We start from the raw sequence: 24,149 nt of genomic DNA, 5'->3' as shown, positions 1-24,149 counted from the left end.
TGGTAAGAGATGGGATTGCATTTGGAATTGGCGTCGTCGAATTTAATGGAAAACCGCGAACACGCCGCGGTACACACATGCAGGATGAATTTGAAAACATCTTAGTTAAAATTTAAATATTAAAACTTAGTTTCAAATGCGCGTAGTTTCTTCTCTAAATCCCACTGCAATTGCGCCTTCTCATTGCCTTTTATAAACTGTTTACAGCGTTCACTATCTAAATCTTGGCAATCGTGAACCAATAACCCTTTATCTGCATCAGACCAAATGCTCTCTCCAGAGACGAATGCGTAGGTTAGAGCATTTCTATTGATTTGTTTTAAGGTTTGATAATTCAGATCATGTTTTAATACGGCTTCAACATATTGCTGTGTTAAATTGGTCCGCAATATACCCTCATCATCAGTAGATAAAACAACAGGAACATGATTTTGAAGATAAAAATTCAAAGGATGATTACGACCAGAAATTTTTAATATTTTTAAATTGCTGATGAGATTAATTTCTACCGCCTTATGATGTTTCGCCATGAAACCTAAGGTTTTTTGTACATTATTTTCATGAGCGATATCCACCCCATGCCCAATTCTTTGCGCCTGACCAGTAAAGAGAGAATCATGGATGTGAGAATCCAAATCATCCGGGGCTACTAGTTCCTGATTTAGCTCGCCGGCGTGTAGGGCGATATTGACTTGAGGGTAGAGCTCGTGAAGGTATTGGTAGATCTGCATTTGTTTGCGGAAATCGCGCAATGAAATAATACCGTCTTCAGGTTGGACTAAATTAACGCCAACAAGCGCACCGTTGCTTTTTATAGATTGAGTTACGGCTTCAAAGGCATTCAGTGTTTGTGCAAAAAAATTATCTAGAGATTGCTCTCTGAGGGAGTAATATAAAAATTTAACTTTTATTTGGCAGGCTTTTTTTCCTGGATTTCTTTCACAGTCCAACTCTTGACGTGTTTGTTGCAGAATTCGATTCGATTCGACTACCGTGTAATTAATATTATTTTGAAAATCCTGATTTTCTAATAAACGTTTTCGTTTTTGATTAAACGAAGTAGTGTCTTTAAGCATATCGCCAAAACTGCTTGAATGGGCGTTATCAGGCAAAATCATTAATTCCATATATTGTTCATTTTGTTGTGCTGCGGTTTGCAATACTGCTGCTACTAACTCAGGCTGGTGATCTGCAACTATAGGAATGAACTTGTAGAAGGAGTTGAAAAAATGATCGTGTCCTGATTCCTTACCAGGAACAAAGTCTTTCATAGACCAACTTTTTACTGTTTTTGCATATAGCTCTGGATGATTAAGTAGATCCTTAGTATCAATTCCATTACAGGCGGAGGAAGTTTTACTTACATTCCAATTGGTTGTATTTAAGCAATAGCTATCTTTGGCTGCCAGTTGCAGCATGACTTCGGGGTAAGCCCCTCCCGCTAAGTGATAATGTAACTCCCCACCCTTGGGCATACTTTTAAAAAATGCATATAAGGCATTAGGATCATGTTTTATTTGGTCGAAATAGAATTGAATATTTGCTTGTGTAAAAGAGGAAAAAAATAGACCAGCAAGAAGAAGGATTGATTTAATATAGTTCATTGTATTCGAAAATATGTCAGTTTTGGGGGATTATCGCACAATTATTATTAAATCCCAACCATTGTATTTAGGATCTATTCATAGCAAAATGATTTTGCTGTTCTAAGGGGCTGCACCCTATAAGTTCTCGTCACAATTATATTTTCACCTTTTCGTGAAGTGATACAGTGAAGGACTGGACAGACAGGAAAGGGTTCACCAATTATTACCCTATAAAGTCTAATCAATTAGGATGATGAATATGAGACATTTTTTATCAAAATTTTATACTGTATTAGGGACTTTCTTTCTGTCGCTAATGACTGCGAGTTTTTGTAACGCCACATCTGATCTAAGTAATTCTACAGATAAACCTAAAATGACAATTAATGTGGGTATTTATGCCCCTTTTTCTGAGAAATCTGCTTTTATTGGTAGAAATATGTTAGGAGCAATGGAAATTGCACGAGACCAATTAAAGTCCTCCGAGATTAATTATGAGTTTTATACCCTGGATAAAATGACAAATAATGCCAATGCAGCAAAAACATTGCAAAAATTTATTGATGCACACCACATCAATGTAATTATGACTGAAGGAACAGAGAGTGGAGCTTTAGTTGCACCTTTGGCGAAAAAAAATAAACTCATTCATTTTTGTCTCACGGAGAGTTCTGAGATTACAGATGGAAAAAATAATTTTCAAGCCCAAAGTCCTAATCATAAGCAAGCCGCTGTTTTAACCAAATCAATGAAACCTGAATTTATCGCACAATTTAAACAAGAATATCTTAGCCATCCTATCAGTGAAGCTGGCTATGCTTTTGATGTATTCCATTTAATTCATAATAGTGCATTGCTTGCGATGAAAACCCATTCGGATTTTTCTAGCCAAGCAATGGCAACACATCTGTTAGCTATTAAGCCAGGAACCGGAGTCATGGGAGTATTTCACTTAGACAAAAATGGTATTTCTTATCAGAAGAAGACGCTTATTGCCTAATTTTAAGGTGGCATTTTCAACTGGCGCGGAGTAAATTTGAAAGATTGTATCGGGCGTCAGACTGTTTCTTCAAGGTTGCAAATATAAGAGAAAAGGAGCCTGAGTGGCTCCTTTTTTTTTACCAGAGTCCCATTATCTATTAGCTAAAGCCATACCCTCCAAAACCGTCAAAGCAGCATAAAGTTGATAATCATTATGCATGAGCTCATCCATTTGGGCTTTGAAATTCTTAGCTGTAGTTTCTTGATTATTTTTGTTGATTAAGTGTTTATTAAGATTAGCTTCACTATATCCTGTAGGATCAACAGGTTTCGCAGCCGCTTTAGGAATTTCTACTTCATTGACTACTATATCAGGTACAATTCCTTGAGCTTGAATAGAAGTTCCTGATGGAGTGTAGTACAAAGCGGTAGTTAACTTGATCCCTGTTTTTTCATCTAGAGGCAATACAGTTTGTACGGAGCCTTTACCAAAACTTGTTGTGCCAAGAACAACAGCTCGTTTATTATCTTTTAGTGCGCCAGCTACAATTTCAGCTGCAGATGCAGAGCCATTATTGATTAATACAACCATAGGTGCATTTTGTAAGACATCTACTCCTTTGGAGAGAGCGGTAAAATCTGAACCAGGTAAACGCCCTTTAGTAGAGACGATTGTTTCTGGTTTGCCTGATTTATCTTTACCAAGGAATGCATCAGAGACTTGTATTGCTGAATCAAGAAGTCCTCCTGGGTTGTTACGTAAATCCAGAATTAAACCTTTTAAATTTCCACCAGATTGTTGTTTTAGCCTTTCGATAGCAAGCAACATATCTTTTCCAGTTAATGCTTGGAATTGGGTTAAACGAATATAACCATATCCGGGGGCAATTATTTTGCTTTGTACACTTTTAATGAGGATAATTTCTCGGATTAAATCAAAAGTAAGCGCTTTATTAACCCCTTTGCGTAATATAGTCAACTGAATAGTGCTTCCAGCTTTACCACGCATTAGGTTGACTGCATCTTTAAGTGAAAGACCCTGAACGGATTCTTTTCCCAATTTAATAATGTAGTCACCAGATTTGATTCCTGCTTTAAAGGCTGGCGTATCAACGAGAGGAGTAACTACTTTAACCACTCCATCTTCCATAGTAACTTCCAAACCTAAACCACCAAATTCACCACTGGTTGATGTTTGGAGGTCTTTAAACTCTTCTTCATCTAGGTAACTGGAGTGAGGATCAAGTCCACTGAGCATACCGCGAATGGCATTATCAAAGAGTTCTTTATCCTTGACAGGTTTGACATAATATTTTTTAATTTCACCAATAGCATTGGAAAACCGTTGAACATCTTCTAAAGGAACCGCTTTATTCGTAGAGCTTGAGGTTGTAGACGTATCTGTATTAGCCTCATCCTCTGCAAAGCTTGTGAGAGGCAACATAAGAGTAAACGCGTATACTATCGCAAGCGTGCATGGATATAGTTTTCTTATCAACATAGCGATCTCCTCAGATGCAAGGCCACAAAATAAGCCATCTTCTTTTATTATAATTATTGAAATGCAATTAAGGTGCCAGGGTTAACCTAAGACAACCAGTTAAGTGGTGGAATAGCTTTTCCCCTTAGTCTTATTTCAAAGTATAGACCGTTTTGTTTAATTCCGCCGCTATGACCAACACTCGCTATTTGTTCATTTTGACGTACATACTGGCCCTTGCTTTTGAATAGGGATTGGTTATGAGCATACAAGGTCATAAAGCCTTGTCCGTGATCAATGATAAGAAGTAAACCATAGCCTTTAAGCCAGTCACTGAACACTATTTTACCTGGATAAACAGCAGTGACTACAGCGCCTTCTTCGGCAAAAAATGTCACTCCTTGGTTCATTTTTCGCAGAGAGTGGCTCTGGCTGTGGATTGGTAGCGGCAATTTTTTGCGCATTTGATTAAAAGGTGTGCTTGCAGGGGTAATACTTTGCTGGGTGGCTAATGATTTGAGTAAACGTGCCAAATTTTCTTTATTTCTTCGTACCTCCCGTAAAGTGTTTTGTTTATCTTGAATTTCATTATTTAATGATTTAATTAAAGCCGTATGATAACTTTTATTTTGTTGTAGCTCCTCCTGATGTTGAGTAAGTTCTGTTTTTAATTGTTTATTGGCTATAAGCTCTGTTCTGAGTTGTTCTTTACTCTCACTAAGACTCGCGCGTGTTTTATCAATTTTCTCGATAAGTTGTTGCCGTGATTTAACGATGTATTGATAATAAGTTAATGTTCGACTGACTCTATTGGGATCATCCTGATTCAGAAGCAATTTAAGTGGTTGGTATTCCCCCATTTGGTAACGGGCACGTACATGTTTGGCTAATAATTGCTGTTGAGTAATTAGCTGTTGATTTAATTGATTTACTTGTTCTTGTAGGTCGGCGATTTTATTTTCTTTATTTTTTATATCCTCTTGGATCGAGCGTAATTTATGAATCCCTGTACCAATTTGCTTTTCGGTTTCAGACAATTCCTTATTTAAAAGACCTTGTTTATCATGCGCTGAGTTCAATGTTTTTTGAAGACTGTTTATTTGCGCATCTAATTGTTTTAATTTATTTTGTGTTTGAACTACAGTTGATGCGGATTTGGCATATCCCCCGAAGCAAAGCAATATACTAAAGAATAATCCAGTAAAATAAGTTGTTCTATGTTCCGAAAAAGAACTCGTGTGGCCTATTTCTTGAGAATAGTTCTTCATTGATATGATGTCCCTATCATTATGGGTGTCTGTTCTAATCTCATTCTCAAAACCTGTTGCCAAAGAGATTGATTGCCTTTTAATTTTTGTGCGATTGGTTTTGGGTTGTGTAAGCAGTACTTTTTAACATCCGCGAGACATAAATTAAAAGAAATTTTGTTATTCCGTTTATTCATGAGTATTTTTTTCTAACAATTGATGACCTGTCATTTCTGCCGGGGGAGTAATACCTAGCAAGCCCAAAATAGTTGGGGCGATATCAATCAAGTTTCCTTCACTTTGAGTAAAATGCCAATTACCTCCCACGTATACTAATGGGACTGGATCACTCGTATGAGCTGTATGTGCTTGATGTGTTGTTTCGTCAAACATCTCCTCGGCATTGCCATGATCAGCCGTAATGAGTAATTTTCCTCCTTGCCGAGCTAGTGCCTGCCAAACTTTACTCATGCATTGATCAAGACATTCGATTGCACGAATTGTGGCATTAAAATCTCCGCTATGTCCTACCATGTCCGCATTGGCGTAGTTGCAAATAATCACATCATAATCCTGGCTATTAATTGCCTCTACCAAACGATCTGTCAATTGAGGGGCGCTCATTTCAGGTTGCAAGTCATAGGTAGCGACTTGAGGAGAGGGAATTAAAATCCGTTCTTCATTAGTAAAAATATTCTCATTTCCACCGTTAAAGAAAAAAGTTACGTGAGCATATTTTTCCGTTTCTGCAATGCGTAATTGACTTAGGCCATGAGCCGAAAGCACTTCTCCTAAAGTATTATTTAAAGGAATAGGAGGAAAGACTTGGGTAGTTGGTAAATTTTTATCGTATTGAGTCATACTGACAAAATAGGATAATTGGGGTTGCACTGCTCGATTAAATTTTTTAAACGTTGGATCAATAAAAGCGGTGGTTAATTGTCGAGCTCTGTCGGCACGGAAATTAAAAAATAAGACGGTATCACCATCTTCAATTACTTTTTTCTCTCCAATAAGAGTAGGGGGGATGAACTCATCCGAAAGATTTTGTTGATAATAAGACTTTATTGCTGTTTCTGCATCCTCAAAATGATGTTCGCTGTTGCCTTGAGTTAATAAAGTATAGACGGGCTCTAACCTTTCCCAGCGGTTGTCTCTGTCCATCGCATAGTAGCGTCCACTAATCGAGCATATTCGAGCTACCGGATGTATTTTTAACTTTGTTTTGAGGCGCTCTAAACTTTGTAATGCACTTTGGGGGGGCGTATCTCGTCCATCTAAAAATAAATGTAAATAAACGGAAGTAAATTTTAGCTGAGCACATAAGTCGAGCAAGGCAAACAGATGGTGTTCATGGCTGTGGACTCCCCCTGGAGAAAATAATCCCATAAGATGCAATGATTTCCCGGTTTTTTGTAATGTTGGAATTACCTCGTGAAAAACAGGATTTTTGGCGAACTCTCCATGATTTATACTCTCATTGATTCGTGTGAAATCTTGTTGTATCACTCTGCCTGCGCCAATATGCATGTGTCCAACTTCGGAATTGCCCATTTGCGCATCAGGTAAACCTACTGCAAATCCGGATGCTTGCACAAGAATATGAGGGCAATTTTTCCACCATTCGTCCCATTGTGGTGTGTTGGCTTGGGCAATCGCATTATATTTATTATTTTCGTTATACCCCCAGCCATCTAAGATCATGAGCAACAAGGTTGCTTTTTTTTGCATGAAGTCCTCCAGGACACAATCCAAATTTTATGGACGAATTATACCTTACTTAATAAATATTTCGTAATCCATTCTCTCGACTTCTGTCATGTTTCTTGAAGAAATAAAACACCTCCTGAGAGGATTTTTTTCACCAAGCTTAAAGTAAAACAGATAAACCCTCGTAAAACATCGAGAAACATTTGAGTAAAATGTCACGATTAGCTTCTTGTCTAGATTAAGGAATGCTTGATCGAAATAGGATGAACCAAGTCCTATCCAATATTAAGGCTATGGAAAATTTAGTGCCTCTTTACTTCGATCGTTCCTCCTATCAGTAGTGACATTTTTGTATTAAAGAGGTTAGACTATGCACCATTTATTAGATTGGGAAGAGTAGTTTTGGAACAAAAAATTCCTCAGCATGTTGCCATTATTATGGATGGAAACGGTCGTTGGGCTGAAAGTCGAGGGTTACCGCGTATAGAAGGTCATAAAGCGGGTGTTGAATCAGTAAAGAAAATGATTCGTTGTTGTATGACTAAAGGTATTCCTTGTCTTAGTTTATTTGCTTTTAGTTCAGAAAATTGGTCTCGGCCTGTTGAAGAAGTTAATTTTTTAATGGAATTGTTTCTCGAGTCATTAAGAAAGGAACTTCCTGAACTGGATCAACACGGGATTCACTTACGATTTACTGGGGACCGAGATTTACTTTCACCAGTATTGCAAAAACAAATGCGGGAAGCAGAATTTTTGACCGCAAAAAATGAACAATTAATTCTTAATGTGGTTGTTAATTATGGTGGTAAGTGGGATTTGGTAAATGCCGCAAAAAAAATAACCAAAGCGGTTTTAAATGGTGAATTGAACGTTGATGATATAAATGAAACCTGTTTTGCTCAGTATCTAGACACAGTAGGATTACCTGATCCGGATTTATTTATTCGTACCAGCGGTGAGTTACGAATTAGTAATTTTTTCCTTTGGCAGCTTGCCTATACAGAGCTTTATTTTACTGAAATACATTGGCCAGATTTTGGTGAGCATGAATTTGAATTGGCCTTGGCTGCCTTTAATAAAAGAAAAAGAAGATTTGGGCAAATTTCCTAATAACTCTAGAGATTAATTACATTGATAGAAATGTAAACAGATCCTAACTTTAAGGACCAAGAGATGTTCTTACAACGCTTGATTACAACCCTCATTTTAGTACCTTTGGTTTTATCGCTTATTTTTTATGGTAATCAATGGCTTTTGTTGAGTATCGTTTTGGTAATTTTTCTTGCTGCAGCAAGAGAGTGTTTTCAACTGATCCCTTTAGAGAATTGGCAGTTGAAAGTTGGATTTATGGTATTGATGCTGGTGTGTTTATGGGCTTGTGGTTATTTTTTTTCCTATTGGTTATATGCTGGATTAATTATTTGGGCATTGAATATTCTTGCCATTCTTAGTTTTCCAGGATCACAGAAATATTGGGGATACCCTGGCATTGTCGCAGCTGTATGTTTAATACTCCTCCCTTTATTCGCACAAAGTCTTATTCATTTATATTCTTTAGCGAATGGTAAAGCATTCCTGGTTTATTTGTTATTTTTAATCTGGGTTTCAGATACAGGCGCTTATCTTAGCGGAAAACTTATGGGGAAACATAAGTTAATTCCTCAAGTTAGCCCTGGAAAGTCTTGGGAAGGGGTTGTTGGTGGCGTTGTTATGTCGATGTTAATTGCCTGGGCTGGCTATAGTTATTTTCATCCAGTTGCCGGTGTTCATTGGTTCATTCTAGCCTTATGTACTATAATTATTGCGATCTTTGGTGATTTATTCATCAGTATATTAAAGCGTCGTTGTCATTTAAAGGACACAGGCGCTATTATACCTGGTCATGGGGGTATTTTAGACCGTTTGGACAGTTTAATTGCAGCTTTACCTTTATTTTATTTCGGACTAACTTTGTAACTACTTAATATGGGTTATTCAAACCATTCCGAGCTTATAAATCGATAAAACAGGACGTTTTTTTCGCGAATGTGCTAGTAAAAGCACTTTATTCTAGGGCCGGAGAATTCTGGGAGAATAATTCTCGAGTATTACTTCATTTGGGATAGCACTATGCTTTCAACATTGCTGTATTTTCTTTTGGCCTTAGTCTTATTAGTTACAGTACATGAGTATGGCCATTTTCAAGTGGCGCGTTGGTGCGGCGTTAAAGTACTACGTTTTTCTTTTGGTTTCGGCCCCATTTTGGCTCGTTGGTGTGATAAGAAAGGAACCGAATATGCCTGGTCCTTATTTCCTCTTGGTGGCTATGTCAAAATGTTAGATGAATCCGAGGGAGAAGTTCCGGAGAACGAGCGACATTTAGCATTTAATAATCAATCTATTTGGAAACGAGCTGCAATTGTTCTTGCAGGTCCGTTTTTTAATTTTCTTTTTGCGTTTGTCGCTTTATGGTGGGTATTGGTTATCGGAATGCAATCTTTGGCACCGATGATTGAATCAGTAAAACCTAATAGTATTGCGGGACAAGCAGGATTAAAAGCGAAGGAAGAAATCATCGCGCTGAATGATACAAAAATAAACAGCTGGCGTGATTTTCAATATGCGATCATGCCTCTTGTTGGTTCTCAGGAAACAATACAATTAACATTGAAGTCTTTGGTTGATGGGCATATTCATACAGTTTCTTTGCCTTTAACTAATTGGAAAATAGATAGTAAAAAACCAGATGCTCTGCAAAGCCTAGGTATTGAACCCTTTATTCCTTCAATCCCTCCAATAGTGGGAGAGGTTGTTCCTGATTCTCCGGCAGCAAAAGCAGGATTAGAAAATGGCGATAAGATATTGAGCGTCGATGGTAAACCGTTTAACGACTGGTTATTTTTAGTTGATTACGTTCAGACACGTCCAGACAAACAGTTAACTTTATCTGTAAATAGGAAAGGCCATATACATAAAGTAATTGTCCACACAGGAAGCCAAAAAAATAAAGATAAAATTGAAGGATTTTTAGGTGTACGCTCCCAAAAAGTCCAATGGCCTGCACATTGGTTGCGTTTGGAACGACAAGATCCTTTAACAGCCGTAGGTACTGCATTAAAACAAACAGTACAATTGACCGGTACCACATTTATTTTGATGGGGAGGTTGGTTACTGGCAAGCTTGGATTAAATAATATAAGTGGTCCAGTAGGGATTGCTCAGGGGGCAGGGGATTCTGGACGAAGTGGATTAGCCTCCTACTTATTTTTCCTGGCTTTAGTGAGCATCAGCTTAGGAGCATTAAATTTATTGCCCATTCCCATGCTCGATGGGGGACATTTGTTTTATTATCTACTTGAAACGATCCGACGTAAGCCCTTATCCGATGGTTTAAAATCTGCAGGAGCCTATCTAGGATTATTGCTATTGGCAGCGCTTATGTTTATTGCTTTATCAAATGACTTATCAAGACTTGCGGGATAAGTGAGTGTGAATCCGATCCCAATAGCAAAGTATTGGCAAAGTCAGGGAACAAAAACTTGACAGTAGTTTCTACTTCCTATAAAAAGTGTTTCAATTTTCGGTGTACAGAGTTTGAGTAAAGTACACGTAGTACTGGGCGTAAAATAATAATGAAAAAAATCAGCAGTAAATTTATATTAGGTGTTTGTTGTTCCTCGCTCATAGCCTGGTCTTCACAAACAATAGCAGCCGATACTTTTGTTGTGCGAAGTATTAAAGTTACAGGTTTGCAACGTGTCACCACTGGAACAGTACTCAACTATATTCCCGTTCAAGTGGGAGAGGAAATAAGCCCTGAATCAACTGCTGAGATTATTCGAACTCTTTATGATACTGGTTTTTTCCAGTCTGTTTCCTTGGAGCGACAAGGCAATACTTTAATTGTCAATGTGGTGGAACGGGCAACCATAGGTTCAATTAGTGTTGTAGGAAATAAAGAAATTCCTAGCGACAAGATGAAAGAATTCCTTAAGGACTTGGGCTTAGCCAAAGGGCGAGTATTTCAAACATCCACTTTAGAGCGTTTGGAGAAAGAATTAAAGCAAGCCTATAACGCTAGAGGAAAATACAACGCGCGTATAGAAACTCGAGTTAGTCCTTTAACTGATAACAGAGTGGGTATTACCGTTACGATTTCTGAGGGGCGTGTCTCACGAATTAAACAAATCAAAATAATAGGCAATCACGATTTCTCTACAAACGAATTATTACCCGAGTTTGCTTTATCAAAATCCAGCATTTTCACTTATTTTACTAAAAAAGATCAGTATTCCAAGTCAGGTATGGATGCGTCTTTAGAGGCATTGCGCTCCTTCTATATGGATAGAGGTTATTTGAAGTTTAAAATTATATCCTCACAAGTATTGTTATCACCAGATAGAAAAGACGTTTACATCAACGTTCATGTTGAAGAAGGACCCCAATATCATTTTTCAGGCTATAAAGTAGTAGGCAAACCGATATTGCCGCCAGAAAAAGTTAATTCGCTCATTCAAGTTAAACAAGGTGCTGTTTTTTCGCGTAAAAAGGTGACGGATTCAATTTCTGCTATTGGCTTGGCTTTAGGAGATATCGGCTACGGATTCCCTGCAATTAATGCGGACCCGCAAATTGATGAAGAGAACAAAACGGTATTCATTAATTTTATTGTACAGCCAGGTCGGCATGTATACGTTCGTCGTATTAAATTCCATGGCAATACAAAAACCAGTGATTATGTATTGAGAAGTGTCATTCGTCAGGATGAAGGGGGCTTATTATCGCTTCATAATATTAAAGAATCCGAAAGACAACTGCGCTTATTAGGGTATTTAAAAAATGTTGATGTAAAAACCACTCCGGTCCCTGAAGCAAACAACCAGGTTGATTTAGATGTACAAGTAGAAGAAGCGCCTTCTGCTGAGGCAAGTGCTTCCATTGGCTATGGTACTAATGGTTATCAATTGAATGCCTCAGTAAATCAGCATAACTTTATGGGTACTGGACGCTCTATGGGAGCTGCATTTACGGCAAGTAAATGGGGACAAGATTACACGATAAATTACTATAATCCTTTTTATACTGATACAGGTATAGGCCGCGGGCTCAATCTTTATTATGCACGTGTCGACCCTAGGAACCTTAATGTTAGTACATACAATTCCAACCGTTACGGCGGTGACGTGAATTATAGTATCCCTCTTGGTGAAACAAGCAGATGGCAATTGGGTTATGGTTATCAGGATGTAGAAATCAAAAGCGTTGGTAATGTAGTACCTATCAAGAATTTTGTGCAAATGTATGGAACTCATTTTCAAGAAATTCGTTTATCTACAGGATGGAATCGAAACAGCTACGACCAATTTCCATACCCCACTAGAGGCATCAACCAACAACTTTCTGGCGTAATTGCATTGCCGGCTAGTTCGAACTCTTTGTCCTACTATAAAGGGTCTTATCAAGCGCGTTTGTATCAACCTATAACACGAGGATGGATCTTCTCGCTGCAAGGGTTTGCAGGCTATGGAAATTCATTTAACAATAAGGGATTGCCATTTTTCGAGAATTATTATGCGGGAGGTACTGCACAGCCTGGCCAAGTGCGCGGATATGACAGTTACTCTTTAGGTCCATTAGATAATTACCGTAATTCTGTAGGAGGTAACTTATTACTTACTGGAACTGCAGGAATTATACTCCCATATCCTTTAAGCCGAGATAACGTACGTACAACAGTTTTTGTTGATGCGGGTAACGTCTTTGGGGTGAATACCTTACCTACCTTAACTGGAAAATATGAAGGTCCGTTACGATACTCAGCAGGTCTTTCGCTTGAATGGCGCTCTCCATTTGGACCCTTGGCATTTAGCTTGGCTAAGGCACTGAATCCTCAGCAATTCGATCAAACGCAAGTCTTCCAATTTGCTTTATCTTCAGGATTTTAAACGAAATTTTTTTAGCCTCATGCTCACAAATGAATGTGAGGTTAACTAGAATTTCTTGTTTATTACAAAATTATAGAAAATCATGCTGTATATATCGCAACCTATTTCGAATTATGCTAGCATCATGCTCTTTAATTTAGGAGATTAGTTATGAAGCGGTTAGGTCTGGTCATAATGGCCCTTGTTTTCAGCGTGTTTGGGGCAAACGTATTTGCTGATACAGCAAAAATTGGAGTAGTTGATCTACAAAAGATCATGCAAACCTCCAGTCAAATAAAAGAAATCCAAAAGAAACTGGAAAAAGAATTTAAACCCCGTCGCGATAAACTTGTAGCCGTTGAAGCAGGTATCAAAGCTGATATGGAAAAATTCAAGCGTGATAGTGCAGTACTAAGCGCTACCCAAAAGAAAGAAATAGAAAAGAAAATTGTTAGTGCACAACAACAATTTGAGCGTGATGGTCAACAATATCAACAAGAATTAAGTACTGCAAATAATGAAGCAATGGAAGCATTGTATGCTAAAGTGCGTGCAGCTATTGCAAAAGTTGCTAAAGATGACAAATACGACCTTATTGTACAAAAAGATGCAGCTCCTTTCAGTGCAACAACTCTTGATGTAACTGATAAAGTTGTTAAAGCAATTAACTAATTCGGCGAATAACTTGCTGACTTTAGCAGAACTTGCGAATCTTTTAGATGGCGTGTGGCATGGAAATGCGGATCACGCCATTTTTTGTTTTACTTCTCTTAGTCGTGCTACGTCAAAAGATGTCGCTTATTATGATAACACCATAGTACGCAAGGCTCTAGATACTACATCAGCAGGGGCAGTCTTACTCAAAGCGGAACATCAGCATTTATACAAGGGTAACTGTATTGTCGTGGCTCATCCCTTACAAGCGATGATGCAAGCTTCCCAGCTTTTATCAGCACCCAACACTCCAATCTCTGGGATTGATCCTACTGCCATAATTCACCCATCGGTTCAATTAGGTCAAAAGGTATCGATAGGTCCTCACAGCGTGATAGGTGCGGACGCTCATATAGCGGATGGAGTTACGATTGGAGCTCACACTGTTATTGAATCTTTGGTCCGAATAGGGGAACGCAGTAGAATTGGACATGAAGTAATAATCCATTCAGGTTGTCAGTTGGGCGCCTCTGTGGTTCTAAATGCTGGCTGCGTCATTGGCGCCTCTCCATTCAATTATTTAAAGGCACAAGGGCACTGGCAACAGGGCCATAGCGTTGGTGCTGTTATTATTGAAAATAATGTGCACGTAGGATCTAATACGGTAATTGACCGAGGTTCTTTAAGTGATACTTATTTAGGGGAGGGGGTTTGTATTGATAATCTAGTTCAGGTTGCACATGATGTGTTGGTAGGTAAAAATACCATAATTGCGGGTTGTGCTGCTATAGGTGCTTATGCGCGAATTGGTGCAGATTGTATCATTGGCGGTGCTAGTTGTATTGCAGCTCATGTCCATTTGGCAGATGACGTAGTGGTTACAGGTATGTCAACTGTAAGTAAATCGCTTGCCAAATCTGGAATTTATTCTTCTGGAACTTTAGTACATGAGCACCGGCGTTGGCGTCGGAATGCAGCCCGATTTCGAAGATTGGACGATTATATAATAAAGCTTGGTGCTTTAGAGAAAAAATTAAGTAATATTGAATGAGCATTTGTTTTTAACATTAGCAATTGATTTGAACCTTTTAAATTAGGATAATGGTTTTTTTTTTGACCTCACTTTTGGACCATGCTAAGCATACTTATTTAAGCGAGAAACTGCGTATGAGTGAACCTGTAGATATAAAACAGATTTTTAGTATATTACCCCACCGCTACCCAATGATTTTGGTAGACAGGGTGTTAGATTACACCCCATTTGATTGTTTGACGGCGATAAAAAATGTCACAATTAACGAGAATTTTTTTTCTGGCCATTTCCCAGAAAATCCAATTATGCCAGGAGTTTTAATGCTTGAAGCATTGGCCCAGGCGAGCGGACTTTTAGCGGGATTATCTCAAACACCCGAAGAAAATTATGGTATTTTGCATTTTTTTGCGGGTATAGATAATGCAAAATTTAAACATGTAGTTACTCCAGGAGATCAGCTACGCTTGGAAGTAAAAATATTAGCAAGAAAAAGAGAATTTTGGCGTGTGCATGGCGAAGCTTATGTGGGTGATAAACTGGCCTGTTCCGCGGATTTATTAAGTGCTGCAAAGGAAATTCAAAAGTGATAGATGAACGAGCGATAATTCACCCCACTGCAAAATTTGCAAAAGGGGTATCAGTAGGTCCTGGCAGTGTAATTGGGGCTGACGTGGAGATAGGTGAAAATACCTGGATTGGACCTTATGTAATTATTGAAGGACCAACCACGATTGGAAAAAATAATAAAATTTTCCAATTTGCTTCAGTCGGGGATGCTCCCCAAGACATTACTTATAAAGGCGAACCAACTCGGCTAGAAATTGGCGACGATAATATCATTCGTGAATATTGTATGATCAGTCGTGGCACCATTAAAGGGGGAGGGGTTACTCGTATAGGTAATAAAAACTTTTTAATGGCTTATTCACATGTAGGACACGATTGCATCATTGGCAATCAAATTATTTTAGTAAGTTATGCTGCTTTATCAGGGCATGTAACCATCGGTGACTATGCGAATATTGGTGGTTATGCAGCGGTACATCAATTCTGCCATGTGGGCGCCTATGCATTTATTGCTAGAGCTTCTTATGTAAGTAAAGATGTATTACCTTATCTAATGATTTCTGGTGATACAACCTCAGCTTGTGGCATTAACACCGTGGGTTTGCGTCGGCGAGGATTTTCATCTGAAGCGATCGATGGCTTACGACGTGCTTATAAGATAATTTTCCGCAAGGGATTAACGGTACAACAAGCGGTTACTGAATTAGAATTGATGCAAAATGAATGTCCTGAAGTGGTTTTGATGATTGATGCTTTAAATCAATCCACACGTGGAATTGTTAGGTAACTAAGAAGGTTTAATAAGTTAGAGTGATATCCTATGCTAGACATTCAATTATTACGTGATGATCCTCAATTTGTCGCTTCGCAATTATTAAAGCGAGGTTTTAAATTTGATGTTTCATCTTTTACTGCTTTAGAAGAAAAACGTAAGGCGTTACAAGTTGCAACGCAGGCATTGCAAAATGAACGTAATTTACGTTCCAAAGGCATTGGTGAGGCAAAAGCTCGTGGTGAAAATATTGAGCCAATGCGTGAAGACATGAATCGTCTTGCTAAAGAGTTAGATGAAAAGAAAAAAGAATTAGATGACTTGCTAGAGCAAATTGAAGCAATTGCTTTAAGGATGCCAAATATACCCCATGAGTCTGTTCCCGTTGGTGAAGACGAGCGGCATAACCAGGAAGTGAGACGTTGGGGAGACATTCCAACTTTTGATTTTGAAGTTAAATCCCATGATGAATTGGGTGATAATCTAGGCCAAATGGACTTTTCCTTAGCTGCGAAACTGACCGGTAGTCGGTTTGTAGTTATGAAAAATCAAATAGCTCGATTGCATCGAGCTTTGATCCAATTTATGTTGGATATCCATACCCAACAACATGGTTATCAAGAAATTTATGTGCCTTACATTGTCAATGCGGATAGTTTGCTAGGAACTGGACAATTACCAAAATTCGAAGAAGATTTATTTAAATTAACTGGGGAGCATGGATACTATTTGATTCCTACAGCAGAAATTCCTGTCACCAATACAGTTCGTGATACTCTTTTAGAAGAGTCTGTTTTGCCTATTCGTTATGCATGCCATTCGCCTTGTTTTCGTAGTGAGGCGGGTTCTTATGGGAAAGATACCAAAGGAATGATCAGACAGCATCAGTTTGAAAAAGTAGAACTGGTTTGGATTACTAAACCTGAAGAATCTTACGCTGCGTTGGAGCAACTGGTTAGTCACGCAGAAGCAATTTTGCAACGTTTAGAACTTCCCTACCGTGTTATCACTCTTTGTACCGGGGATATGAGCCCCAGCTCAGCAAAGACGTATGACTTGGAGGTTTGGTTACCCAGTCAAAATACTTATCGAGAAATCTCCTCGTGTTCAAATATGGAGTCGTTCCAGGCACGTCGTATGAAAGCGCGTTACAGACAAGAGCAAACCCGTGAAATAGAGCTTGTACATACGCTCAATGGCTCTGGGCTTGCAGTGGGTAGAACATTAGTTGCTTTGATGGAAAATTATCAGGATGAAAAAGGAACCATTCACATTCCCCCGGCTTTAAAACCCTATATGGGGGGAGTAGAGTGCATTGAATGTGCGGTTTAAAACTCCGTTTCTTTATTTTTGTAGGAATGTTGCAACTTTGCTGAAACAATCCTACAAAAATAAACCTTTTAGTTACACCTCATATTATTTTCTTTTTGATCGTTTAAATTAAAGCTTAGTTCCGATAGCTTGGTTTTTCTATGCTTATACTGAGGTGATGAGGAAAAGAATGTGAGCCGTTGAGCCATAAAAGGACGATTTTTTATATTTATAGATTGTTTTGCGCATTTTGTAAAAAACGTTAAATTATTATGAATATATCCTGCTGAATGAAGAGATTTCTCAAAACACAATTCATCTTCATAGTACTCGAGCATCGATTCATTCACTTCGTCTTCAAGAGTTTTTACTTTTTTAATCTTGAGTTCAGGGGATAAGTGATAAGATCTATTTGGCTGATTCATCTCTGATAAATCATGAAGATTATTGTTCTTTTTTCCAAAAGGATAACTTGTGATCTTTGGTGCAAATAATGCCATTAATCGATTTTTTTTCTTTTGTTTTGCATTGCGATGAATTTTTTTAGCAAAAACCATTGAATGACGTTGTCTCGCGATAAAGGCTGGCGTTTTAAACACGTGGTCAATGAGATTAAATTGTCGTGTAACCGTCAGAAAAACTAATAAGTTAAATTTCAATAAGAATCTTAATTCATTATTTTTTTGCTCATTCAGATGTAGCACACCTCTTTTATTAAGAGCTATATTGATTTTTTTGAGCAATTCCAAATAGAAAGTAAGTAAAGGGTGGGCCCTTGCTTTTGATAGGTCTTGTGGTTTGAAAAAAAATCTATGTGAATTTGAACTAGTCCTTTTCAAACGTATATCCCGTGCTAATTGAATGGCATCCATATCACTCAATTCCTGTTCGTCCAAGTTTTAAAAGTATAGTAGTTTTTGTGAAAAGTGCATTTATTTTGATCTCACTGTATTTTTGATTATCTTTCAGTGGTTTAAGGTAATTTTTGACTCTATGCCTATTTGTTTTTATGATGTGTTTTTATTTTTAATTAAAAGAAATTATGCTTACTGATATTGCAGAATTAATTCATACCGTTGAACATTATTTAAACCAGTGGTTTTCCTTTCCTAGAAATAAAGTATTTGCCCAGGTCACTACGGTCATGAAGCAACAACCATCTGTTAGAACTATGGATCTTTATCATTTTACTCCCAGGGGTTCCTTTATTTTTCTTACTAATACTCGTTCACCGAAATGGAATCATTTAAATCAGTGTTCTAATATAAGCATTTGTTTGGTAAATCCTGAATTTGGTCAAATTATTGTGGAAGGTACAGCAAAATTAGATACAAGTGAGAGCAATCTTCCTGTAGTGAGTCTCTATTGGCAAAATTATTTGGAAGAATATTGGCAGAATTATTATTTAAGCAACTCCGAGACGTCTGATGGAATTCCTTTATCGTTTGGCGTCATAGAAATCATCCCAAATGTATGCCAGATTTTAAAAATTAATAAAAACGATTTCTTAAAAGGGTCACGAATAAACTATGAATTGCAAAATGGTTCCTGGTTCAAAAATCAACTTCCTCTTCTCTAACTTCTATAAAAGCGGAATTTCATTGTCAATCGTTGAGAAGTAAGCATAAGAATCCATGTGAAAAAAGGATTGTTTCATTTTTTAGTTTCGCTCTTCTTTATTGCATTCGTTTGTTTTCAGCATACTTTTGCAGCCTGCTCTCTACTAAACTCATCAGGGGGACGTGTGGAACGTGCTTAGGACGCTTTAGGTGCGGATATCGGAGCTGACTTCCACTTGCGAGGTCGTTAGGAGTTTTGAAAATCTATTGAAGTGATCTCACATTTCGAGCTTTTTTTGCAAATTATATACCTTTGGAATTCCAACAAATAAAGAGGTATTCAAAAAATAGATGTTCGTGAGCTTTGGCACATCGCTTCATATGCAGTTTGAATTACTCAAAAAATTGTAAATTCTTTATTTTTCAAGAGAAATAGTGCTCAAAAATTTTATTTCTTATCCTGTTTGATTTACTGGATTAACAGCCAATTTAATTGTACCCTTCGTATTGACCTAAAAGCGAAGTGTCTTTATGTTGCTTTAATTTCGATCTTAATTTAGGAAAGAGTTATGGTTATCTACGAAGTAAATTTGGTCATTGATGGAGATATTTATCCTCAATTTCAATTATGGCTAAAAAAGCATGTTAAAGAAATGCTTCAGCTTCCTGGTTTTATTCAAGCAAGTATTTTAAAACCTGAACATGAAAGTACAACTCAGGAACAATTAACAGTTCAATATCAATTGGAAAATAGAGAGTCCCTAAATGTGTATTTTACTGAATTTGCACTGAAGATGCGTGAAGAGGGGCTTAAGTTATTCCAAGATAAATTTTCCGCTCAAAGAAGAGTTTTCGAGGTAGCTGCCAACATCTTAAAATAAAAAATTTGCATGGGAAGTATGTTTTCATATAGCCTTTTCAACTTGTGTAGAAAACATCGCACTTTGTCCTTTGGATTAATATATAGGATATAGAATGAGACAGATAATTAAATTTGGATTTATATTGGGTTTGGCGGCTAGTAGCAGGGCGTTCTGTTATGAACCGGTTCAGGGGCTATATTTGGGTTTACTGGGACAAGTGAGTCATGCCACAAATCTTGATCTTGATTTTTCATTGACCCAACTTCCTTCGTTAGGAACTGTAGGGGCTGTACAATTAGGTCCTGTCGGAGGTGGGTTGGGAGCTTCTCTTGGATATAAAATACAAAACTTCCGATTAGAAGGGGAATTTCTTTTTAATATCAATAACTATGGTCAGTTAACTGCAGGCTCTTGTACACTTATAAGTCCCGCCGTTTTAGGCCCTGAAGGAACATGTCCTGCTGAGGTTGTCGACGTGGGCTTAGGTTTTAATGGTTATACAATAGGATTGTATGGATTCTTCAATGCGTTTTATGACTTTCTATCTTCTGACCCTAATGTAAATTTTGTACCCTATTTAGGGGTGGGTGTGGGCGGCGCTGATATTTTAAATCATGCTGTATTTCAAAGTAATGAACAATGCATTGCCTTGGGGACTTGTTCACCAATCGTCAACGAAAGCTTCGATACCTCACATTTTGGTTTCGCAGCACAGGGCATCATTGGATTTAATTATTATATTGATGATTTTACTACTATTGGGTTAGATTTTCGTTACGTTTCTACATTTAACTTTAGTAATAACAATAATTCATCTTCTACTACGAATTCGAGTAACAATTCTTTTGGAATAAGCACCATCAATCTTACTGGAAATTTTGCTCTCGAGAAGGGAGATTAATAGCGGTAATGCCATAATTAATTTTTTTAATTATGGCATAAAAGCAAAATAGTCGAGAATTATACTCTCGTAATCGTCAGCCCATACATTTACTGGCATCGAAACATAAACTGAATCCAGATTTATATTATCCATCCTAAAAAATCATCACGTAACGAAGCACTAATTTATTTTTGAGTAGCATTAGAATAAAGAATAAATCTTTGATGCATCCCGGTAACGATTAATTTAGAAATTTCAAAATAGGATAATTTGATTCTATAGTTTAGTAATGGATGTAATTTATTGACACATTTAGGAAAGAATCATGACATTAAAATATGATGTGATCGTTTTAGGTGGTGGCAAGGGTGGTAAAACACTAGCTGTCGATTTAGCAAAGGCAGGTCGAAAGGTTGCCATGGTCGAGGACAATCAAATTGGTGGTACGTGCATCAATGTGGCATGTATCCCCACAAAAGCACTGGTTCAATCCGCCAAGATTGCCCATTTTTGTCGTTCTGCATCGGCTTATGGTTTAGAGGCTGCTCTGGCACCTATTGACTTTAAAGAGATACGGGCTCGCAAAGATGCAATTGTGCATGCTATGCGCGAGGCTAATTTGAAACAATTTTTAAATTCTGGAATGGATCTTCTATTGGGGCGGGGTCATTTTGTTGGCCCGAAGAAAATTGAAGTGAGTCTCTCCTCACCTCGGGATAATCAAAAAGTAGTGGAAATTACTGCCGATCAAATTTTTATTAATACGGGTGCCCTACCCTTTGTTCCTCCTATACCGGGACTTGATAAAATCAAATATCATACCAATGACAGCTTAATGAATGTTGATGCTGTTCCTAAACATTTGCTTATCGTCGGTGGGGGTTATATTGGTTTAGAGTTTGCCCAGTTATTTCGTCGTTTAGGTGCAGATGTCACGGTGATAGAAGCGGATAGTAAGTTTTTGGGACGAGAAGACCGGGATATTGCTGAACAGGTTCTAGATACATTAGCTAAAGAAGGAATTCGTTGTTCACTAAATACCAAAATCGATAGTATCCAAGAAGAGCAAGGTGACATCGTGATCCATACCAATCAGAATGGGGTCACTGAACAAATTCGGGGAAGTGATGTGTTAATTGCTGTGGGTCGCCTCCCGAATACAGCAGGATTAAATTTAGATAAAACGGGTGTTGAGCTAGATGAACGGGGTTTTATTAAAGTAAATGAGTACCTTGAAACAAATATTAAAGGGATCTGGGCTTTAGGTGATGTAAAGGGGGGAGCCCAGTTTACCCATTTATCATTAGATGATTATCGTTTAGTCAAGCATAATCTCCAAACTCCACAAAATAAGCATTCCATTCAGGGACGGCTCATTCCTTATACGGTATTTCTGGATCCGGAATTAGCTCGTATTGGAATGACAGAAGCACAAGCCATTGCCCAGGGCTACTCTCTAAAAATAGCAAAAATTCCTGCTGCAGTTATTCCTAGAGCCAAAACACAAGGGGAAACTACAGGTATCTTAAAGGCAGTTATTGATGCAAAAACCGATCAGATTTTGGGTGTTTCTATTTTTTGTGCTGAAGCGGGCGAAATTCTCGGAGTGATCCAATTGGCTATGGAGTTAGGCATCACTTATCAAAAACTTCGTGATGTCATGTTTGCCCATCCTACATTAGTTGAAGGCATTAATCTCTGGTTTAGCGCTGTAGAAAATGTCAAATCTTAAGTGATTACATTGGGTTTTAAATAACCCAATGTGTACTTATTTCTTACTTATCCTCGAGGAATTTTATCCTCTATTTAGAGAGATTATCTGTATTTATTTCATAAAAATAGAGACAATTTTTACCAAAATGGTCTATTGATGTGTAAAAAAAGTTAAAAAGTGTTGATTTCAATTTCATCTTATGTAAACCTTGCGCACTATGAGTAGGAAATTAATTTACACAATAATCTGTATTAGTTGCCTTATATTCGGTTTGGTCGGACTGTCGCTTTATAAGAAAGCTAAGGTTCACGAGAAGCCATATATTCCCAATAAGCAAGTTATTAATACTGAACCGGTAAGGAACTCTACGGCAAAAAATAGTAGCCCACATCAGAGTGCTGGAAAAGTAGCAACTATGACACCTAAGGGTGCTCATAAAGCAGTTGCTAATGCAAGAGAAAGCTCTCGGCCTAAGCACACCCCAAGAGAGGTTATTATGAAAAGCCATAATATTGCCCTAACAAAGGTGTCGTTTGAGGAATTACCAGGCTGGGATACTGCAGATGTTAAGAAATCTTTAATCGCTTTTCAGAAATCATGTGAGACGTTCTTGAAACAGTCCCCATCTCATACGATCCGGACCCAACATATTAAATTGAAAGCTCGAGATTGGCATCCGGCATGTAAAGCAGCCTTGGCATTGGATTCAATATCAGACGATTCAGCAAAAGAATTTTTTGAGAAGTGGTTTCGTCCAATTGAGTTTGCACAAAAAAAACCCGTCCATGGGTTATTTACCGGCTACTACATGCCCAAAATCAAAGGAAATTTAACGAAAAGCACCAAGTACAATACGCCTATTTATGGGTTACCCAAGGGTAGATATTCAACCTCCTACACCCGCCAGCAAATTGATAATGGAGCGCTTAAGAAAAAGGCACGGGTAATTGCATGGATCCATAGTCCCGCTGAACGGCTTTTCTTAGAGATTGAAGGCTCGGGTGTTATTCAATTACCTAATGGGGAAAATATATATTTAGGTTATGCAGGTGAGAATGGTGCACCTTACACTTCAATCGCGAAAGTGATGATTAATAAAGGGATCATGAGCCGGCATAATGCGTCTAAAGCGGCGATTATCCGCTATTTAGAGAATCATCCTGAAAAAGCCAAATCAATTATTCAGAAAAATAAGTCCTTTGTCTTTTTCGAAGATTTAAAGGAACCCATGGCTCTTGGCGCTCAAGGGATGGCTCTTACACCGGGATATTCTTTGGCTGTAGACAAAAAATGGATTCCGCTGGGTGCTCCTCTTTGGTTGGACACGAAACGACCAGGTAAAAATCAAACCCATGAAAAGCAATTTCAACGCCTTATGATCGCGCAAGATACAGGGGGTGCGATTCGGGGATTTATGCGAGGCGATATTTATTGGGGTTCAGGTAAGTTTGCCACGTTTTTAGGGGAACATATGAAAAACGAGGGTCATTATTGGCTGCTGCTTCCCAAACATATTTTAAATCGGTTGGCTAAAAAAGCACTCTAGTCCCCTTAGAGCGAAAGGGATATTCTCTTGGTGAGTGCCATTATGAAAATGGACTATGAATTTGAAGAAAACCGTTGGGCATTTTATAGTGGGATGTTCTTTTGGACTCTGTTTGTGGTTTTTTTTTAATTCACTGCTCAACATAGAATTGATGCAAAATATCATTTTGTATTATTTTTGCCTATTTTGTTATGGATTAATTGTTGGATTGATTTGTAACCGTATGTTTATTTCTTCTTATCTTGGTATTGTACTCGGTCAATTCATATATTTATTTTTCCTGGTAAAAATTGGTTCATTTATCATGATAGAAGTAGTTTATATATTCATTTTTTCAATC

At 37.9% G+C, this 24,149-nt stretch carries 20 protein-coding genes; 15 read left to right on the top strand and 5 right to left on the bottom strand.

Going from position 1 to position 24,149, the window contains the following annotated elements:
* Nucleotides 1-119 precede the first annotated feature (119 nt).
* Nucleotides 120-1,604 (bottom strand): adenosine deaminase, encoded by a 1,485-nt coding sequence (locus HBNCFIEN_RS12785; RefSeq protein ID WP_182391459.1) that lies wholly within the window; start codon nucleotides 1,602-1,604, stop codon nucleotides 120-122.
* A 241-nt stretch (nucleotides 1,605-1,845) separates the two neighbouring features.
* On the opposite strand from HBNCFIEN_RS12785, the gene HBNCFIEN_RS12780 reads away from it, so the two are divergent.
* Nucleotides 1,846-2,586 (top strand): branched-chain amino acid ABC transporter substrate-binding protein, encoded by a 741-nt coding sequence (locus tag HBNCFIEN_RS12780; RefSeq protein WP_182391458.1) that lies wholly within the window; start codon nucleotides 1,846-1,848, stop codon nucleotides 2,584-2,586.
* Between the two features lie 132 nt (nucleotides 2,587-2,718).
* Here HBNCFIEN_RS12780 and HBNCFIEN_RS12775 read toward each other — a convergent pair whose 3' ends face one another.
* The 3 genes from HBNCFIEN_RS12775 to gpmI all read right to left on the bottom strand — a co-directional run bounded on the left by HBNCFIEN_RS12775 (nucleotide 2,719) and on the right by gpmI (nucleotide 7,025).
* On the bottom strand, nucleotides 2,719-4,068 hold the full coding sequence (locus HBNCFIEN_RS12775; RefSeq protein WP_182391457.1) for a S41 family peptidase: 1,350 nt from the start codon (nucleotides 4,066-4,068) through the stop codon (nucleotides 2,719-2,721).
* A gap of 86 nt (nucleotides 4,069-4,154) precedes the next feature.
* Nucleotides 4,155-5,315 carry a murein hydrolase activator EnvC gene (locus HBNCFIEN_RS12770; RefSeq protein ID WP_182391456.1) on the bottom strand — a complete coding sequence of 387 codons (1,161 nt, stop codon included), beginning with the start codon at nucleotides 5,313-5,315 and terminating at the stop codon, nucleotides 4,155-4,157.
* 168 nt (nucleotides 5,316-5,483) lie between these two features.
* Nucleotides 5,484-7,025, bottom strand: coding sequence for a 2,3-bisphosphoglycerate-independent phosphoglycerate mutase (gpmI, locus tag HBNCFIEN_RS12765; protein ID WP_182391455.1), 1,542 nt, complete (start codon nucleotides 7,023-7,025; stop codon nucleotides 5,484-5,486).
* A 381-nt stretch (nucleotides 7,026-7,406) separates the two neighbouring features.
* On the opposite strand from gpmI, the gene HBNCFIEN_RS12760 reads away from it, so the two are divergent.
* From HBNCFIEN_RS12760 to serS, 9 genes are all read left to right on the top strand, one after another.
* Nucleotides 7,407-8,114 (top strand): isoprenyl transferase, encoded by a 708-nt coding sequence (locus HBNCFIEN_RS12760; RefSeq protein WP_182391454.1) that lies wholly within the window; start codon nucleotides 7,407-7,409, stop codon nucleotides 8,112-8,114.
* Between the two features lie 63 nt (nucleotides 8,115-8,177).
* Complete coding sequence (locus HBNCFIEN_RS12755; RefSeq protein WP_182391453.1) at nucleotides 8,178-8,960, top strand: phosphatidate cytidylyltransferase; 783 nt, start codon at nucleotides 8,178-8,180, stop codon at nucleotides 8,958-8,960.
* Nucleotides 8,961-9,113: 153 nt separating this feature from the next.
* Nucleotides 9,114-10,466, top strand: coding sequence for an RIP metalloprotease RseP (rseP, locus tag HBNCFIEN_RS12750; RefSeq protein WP_182391452.1), 1,353 nt, complete (start codon nucleotides 9,114-9,116; stop codon nucleotides 10,464-10,466).
* Nucleotides 10,467-10,615: 149 nt separating this feature from the next.
* Nucleotides 10,616-12,928: an outer membrane protein assembly factor BamA gene (bamA, locus tag HBNCFIEN_RS12745; RefSeq protein ID WP_182391451.1), complete on the top strand. Its 2,313-nt coding sequence runs from the start codon at nucleotides 10,616-10,618 to the stop codon at nucleotides 12,926-12,928.
* Between the two features lie 150 nt (nucleotides 12,929-13,078).
* Nucleotides 13,079-13,579, top strand: a complete 501-nt coding sequence (locus HBNCFIEN_RS12740; RefSeq protein ID WP_182391450.1) for an OmpH family outer membrane protein — start codon at nucleotides 13,079-13,081, stop codon at nucleotides 13,577-13,579.
* 13 nt (nucleotides 13,580-13,592) lie between these two features.
* Complete coding sequence (gene lpxD, locus HBNCFIEN_RS12735; protein WP_182391449.1) at nucleotides 13,593-14,612, top strand: UDP-3-O-(3-hydroxymyristoyl)glucosamine N-acyltransferase; 1,020 nt, start codon at nucleotides 13,593-13,595, stop codon at nucleotides 14,610-14,612.
* A 116-nt stretch (nucleotides 14,613-14,728) separates the two neighbouring features.
* Nucleotides 14,729-15,181 (top strand): 3-hydroxyacyl-ACP dehydratase FabZ, encoded by a 453-nt coding sequence (fabZ, locus tag HBNCFIEN_RS12730; protein WP_182391448.1) that lies wholly within the window; start codon nucleotides 14,729-14,731, stop codon nucleotides 15,179-15,181.
* Nucleotides 15,178-15,948, top strand: a complete 771-nt coding sequence (lpxA, locus tag HBNCFIEN_RS12725; RefSeq protein WP_182391447.1) for an acyl-ACP--UDP-N-acetylglucosamine O-acyltransferase — start codon at nucleotides 15,178-15,180, stop codon at nucleotides 15,946-15,948. The genes fabZ and lpxA overlap by 4 nt, the downstream gene beginning before the upstream one ends.
* A 33-nt stretch (nucleotides 15,949-15,981) precedes the next feature.
* Nucleotides 15,982-17,265 (top strand): serine--tRNA ligase, encoded by a 1,284-nt coding sequence (gene serS, locus HBNCFIEN_RS12720; RefSeq protein ID WP_182391446.1) that lies wholly within the window; start codon nucleotides 15,982-15,984, stop codon nucleotides 17,263-17,265.
* A 68-nt stretch (nucleotides 17,266-17,333) separates the two neighbouring features.
* Here serS and HBNCFIEN_RS12715 read toward each other — a convergent pair whose 3' ends face one another.
* Complete coding sequence (locus tag HBNCFIEN_RS12715) at nucleotides 17,334-18,116, bottom strand: hypothetical protein (RefSeq protein ID WP_182391445.1); 783 nt, start codon at nucleotides 18,114-18,116, stop codon at nucleotides 17,334-17,336.
* A 170-nt stretch (nucleotides 18,117-18,286) separates the two neighbouring features.
* Here HBNCFIEN_RS12715 and HBNCFIEN_RS12710 point away from each other — a divergent pair, with 170 nt between their 5' ends.
* From HBNCFIEN_RS12710 to HBNCFIEN_RS12690, 5 genes are all read left to right on the top strand, one after another.
* Entirely contained in the window at nucleotides 18,287-18,823 is a 537-nt protein-coding gene (locus HBNCFIEN_RS12710) for a pyridoxamine 5'-phosphate oxidase family protein (protein ID WP_182391444.1), read from the top strand.
* A gap of 549 nt (nucleotides 18,824-19,372) precedes the next feature.
* Nucleotides 19,373-19,684 carry a DUF4286 family protein gene (locus HBNCFIEN_RS12705; protein WP_182391443.1) on the top strand — a complete coding sequence of 104 codons (312 nt, stop codon included), beginning with the start codon at nucleotides 19,373-19,375 and terminating at the stop codon, nucleotides 19,682-19,684.
* 94 nt (nucleotides 19,685-19,778) lie between these two features.
* Nucleotides 19,779-20,567 carry an outer membrane beta-barrel protein gene (locus tag HBNCFIEN_RS12700; RefSeq protein WP_182391442.1) on the top strand — a complete coding sequence of 263 codons (789 nt, stop codon included), beginning with the start codon at nucleotides 19,779-19,781 and terminating at the stop codon, nucleotides 20,565-20,567.
* Nucleotides 20,568-20,874: 307 nt separating this feature from the next.
* Complete coding sequence (locus tag HBNCFIEN_RS12695) at nucleotides 20,875-22,281, top strand: mercuric reductase (RefSeq protein WP_182391441.1); 1,407 nt, start codon at nucleotides 20,875-20,877, stop codon at nucleotides 22,279-22,281.
* Between the two features lie 253 nt (nucleotides 22,282-22,534).
* A complete protein-coding gene (locus HBNCFIEN_RS12690) occupies nucleotides 22,535-23,809 on the top strand; it encodes a murein transglycosylase A (RefSeq protein WP_370530124.1) in 1,275 nt (424 codons plus the stop codon).
* The last annotated feature ends 340 nt before the right edge of the window (nucleotides 23,810-24,149 follow it).

Source organism: Legionella sp. PC997, from assembly GCF_014109825.1.
Classification (GTDB): Bacteria; Pseudomonadota; Gammaproteobacteria; order Legionellales; family Legionellaceae; genus Legionella.
This window is presented reverse-complemented; position numbering and strand designations above follow the sequence as displayed.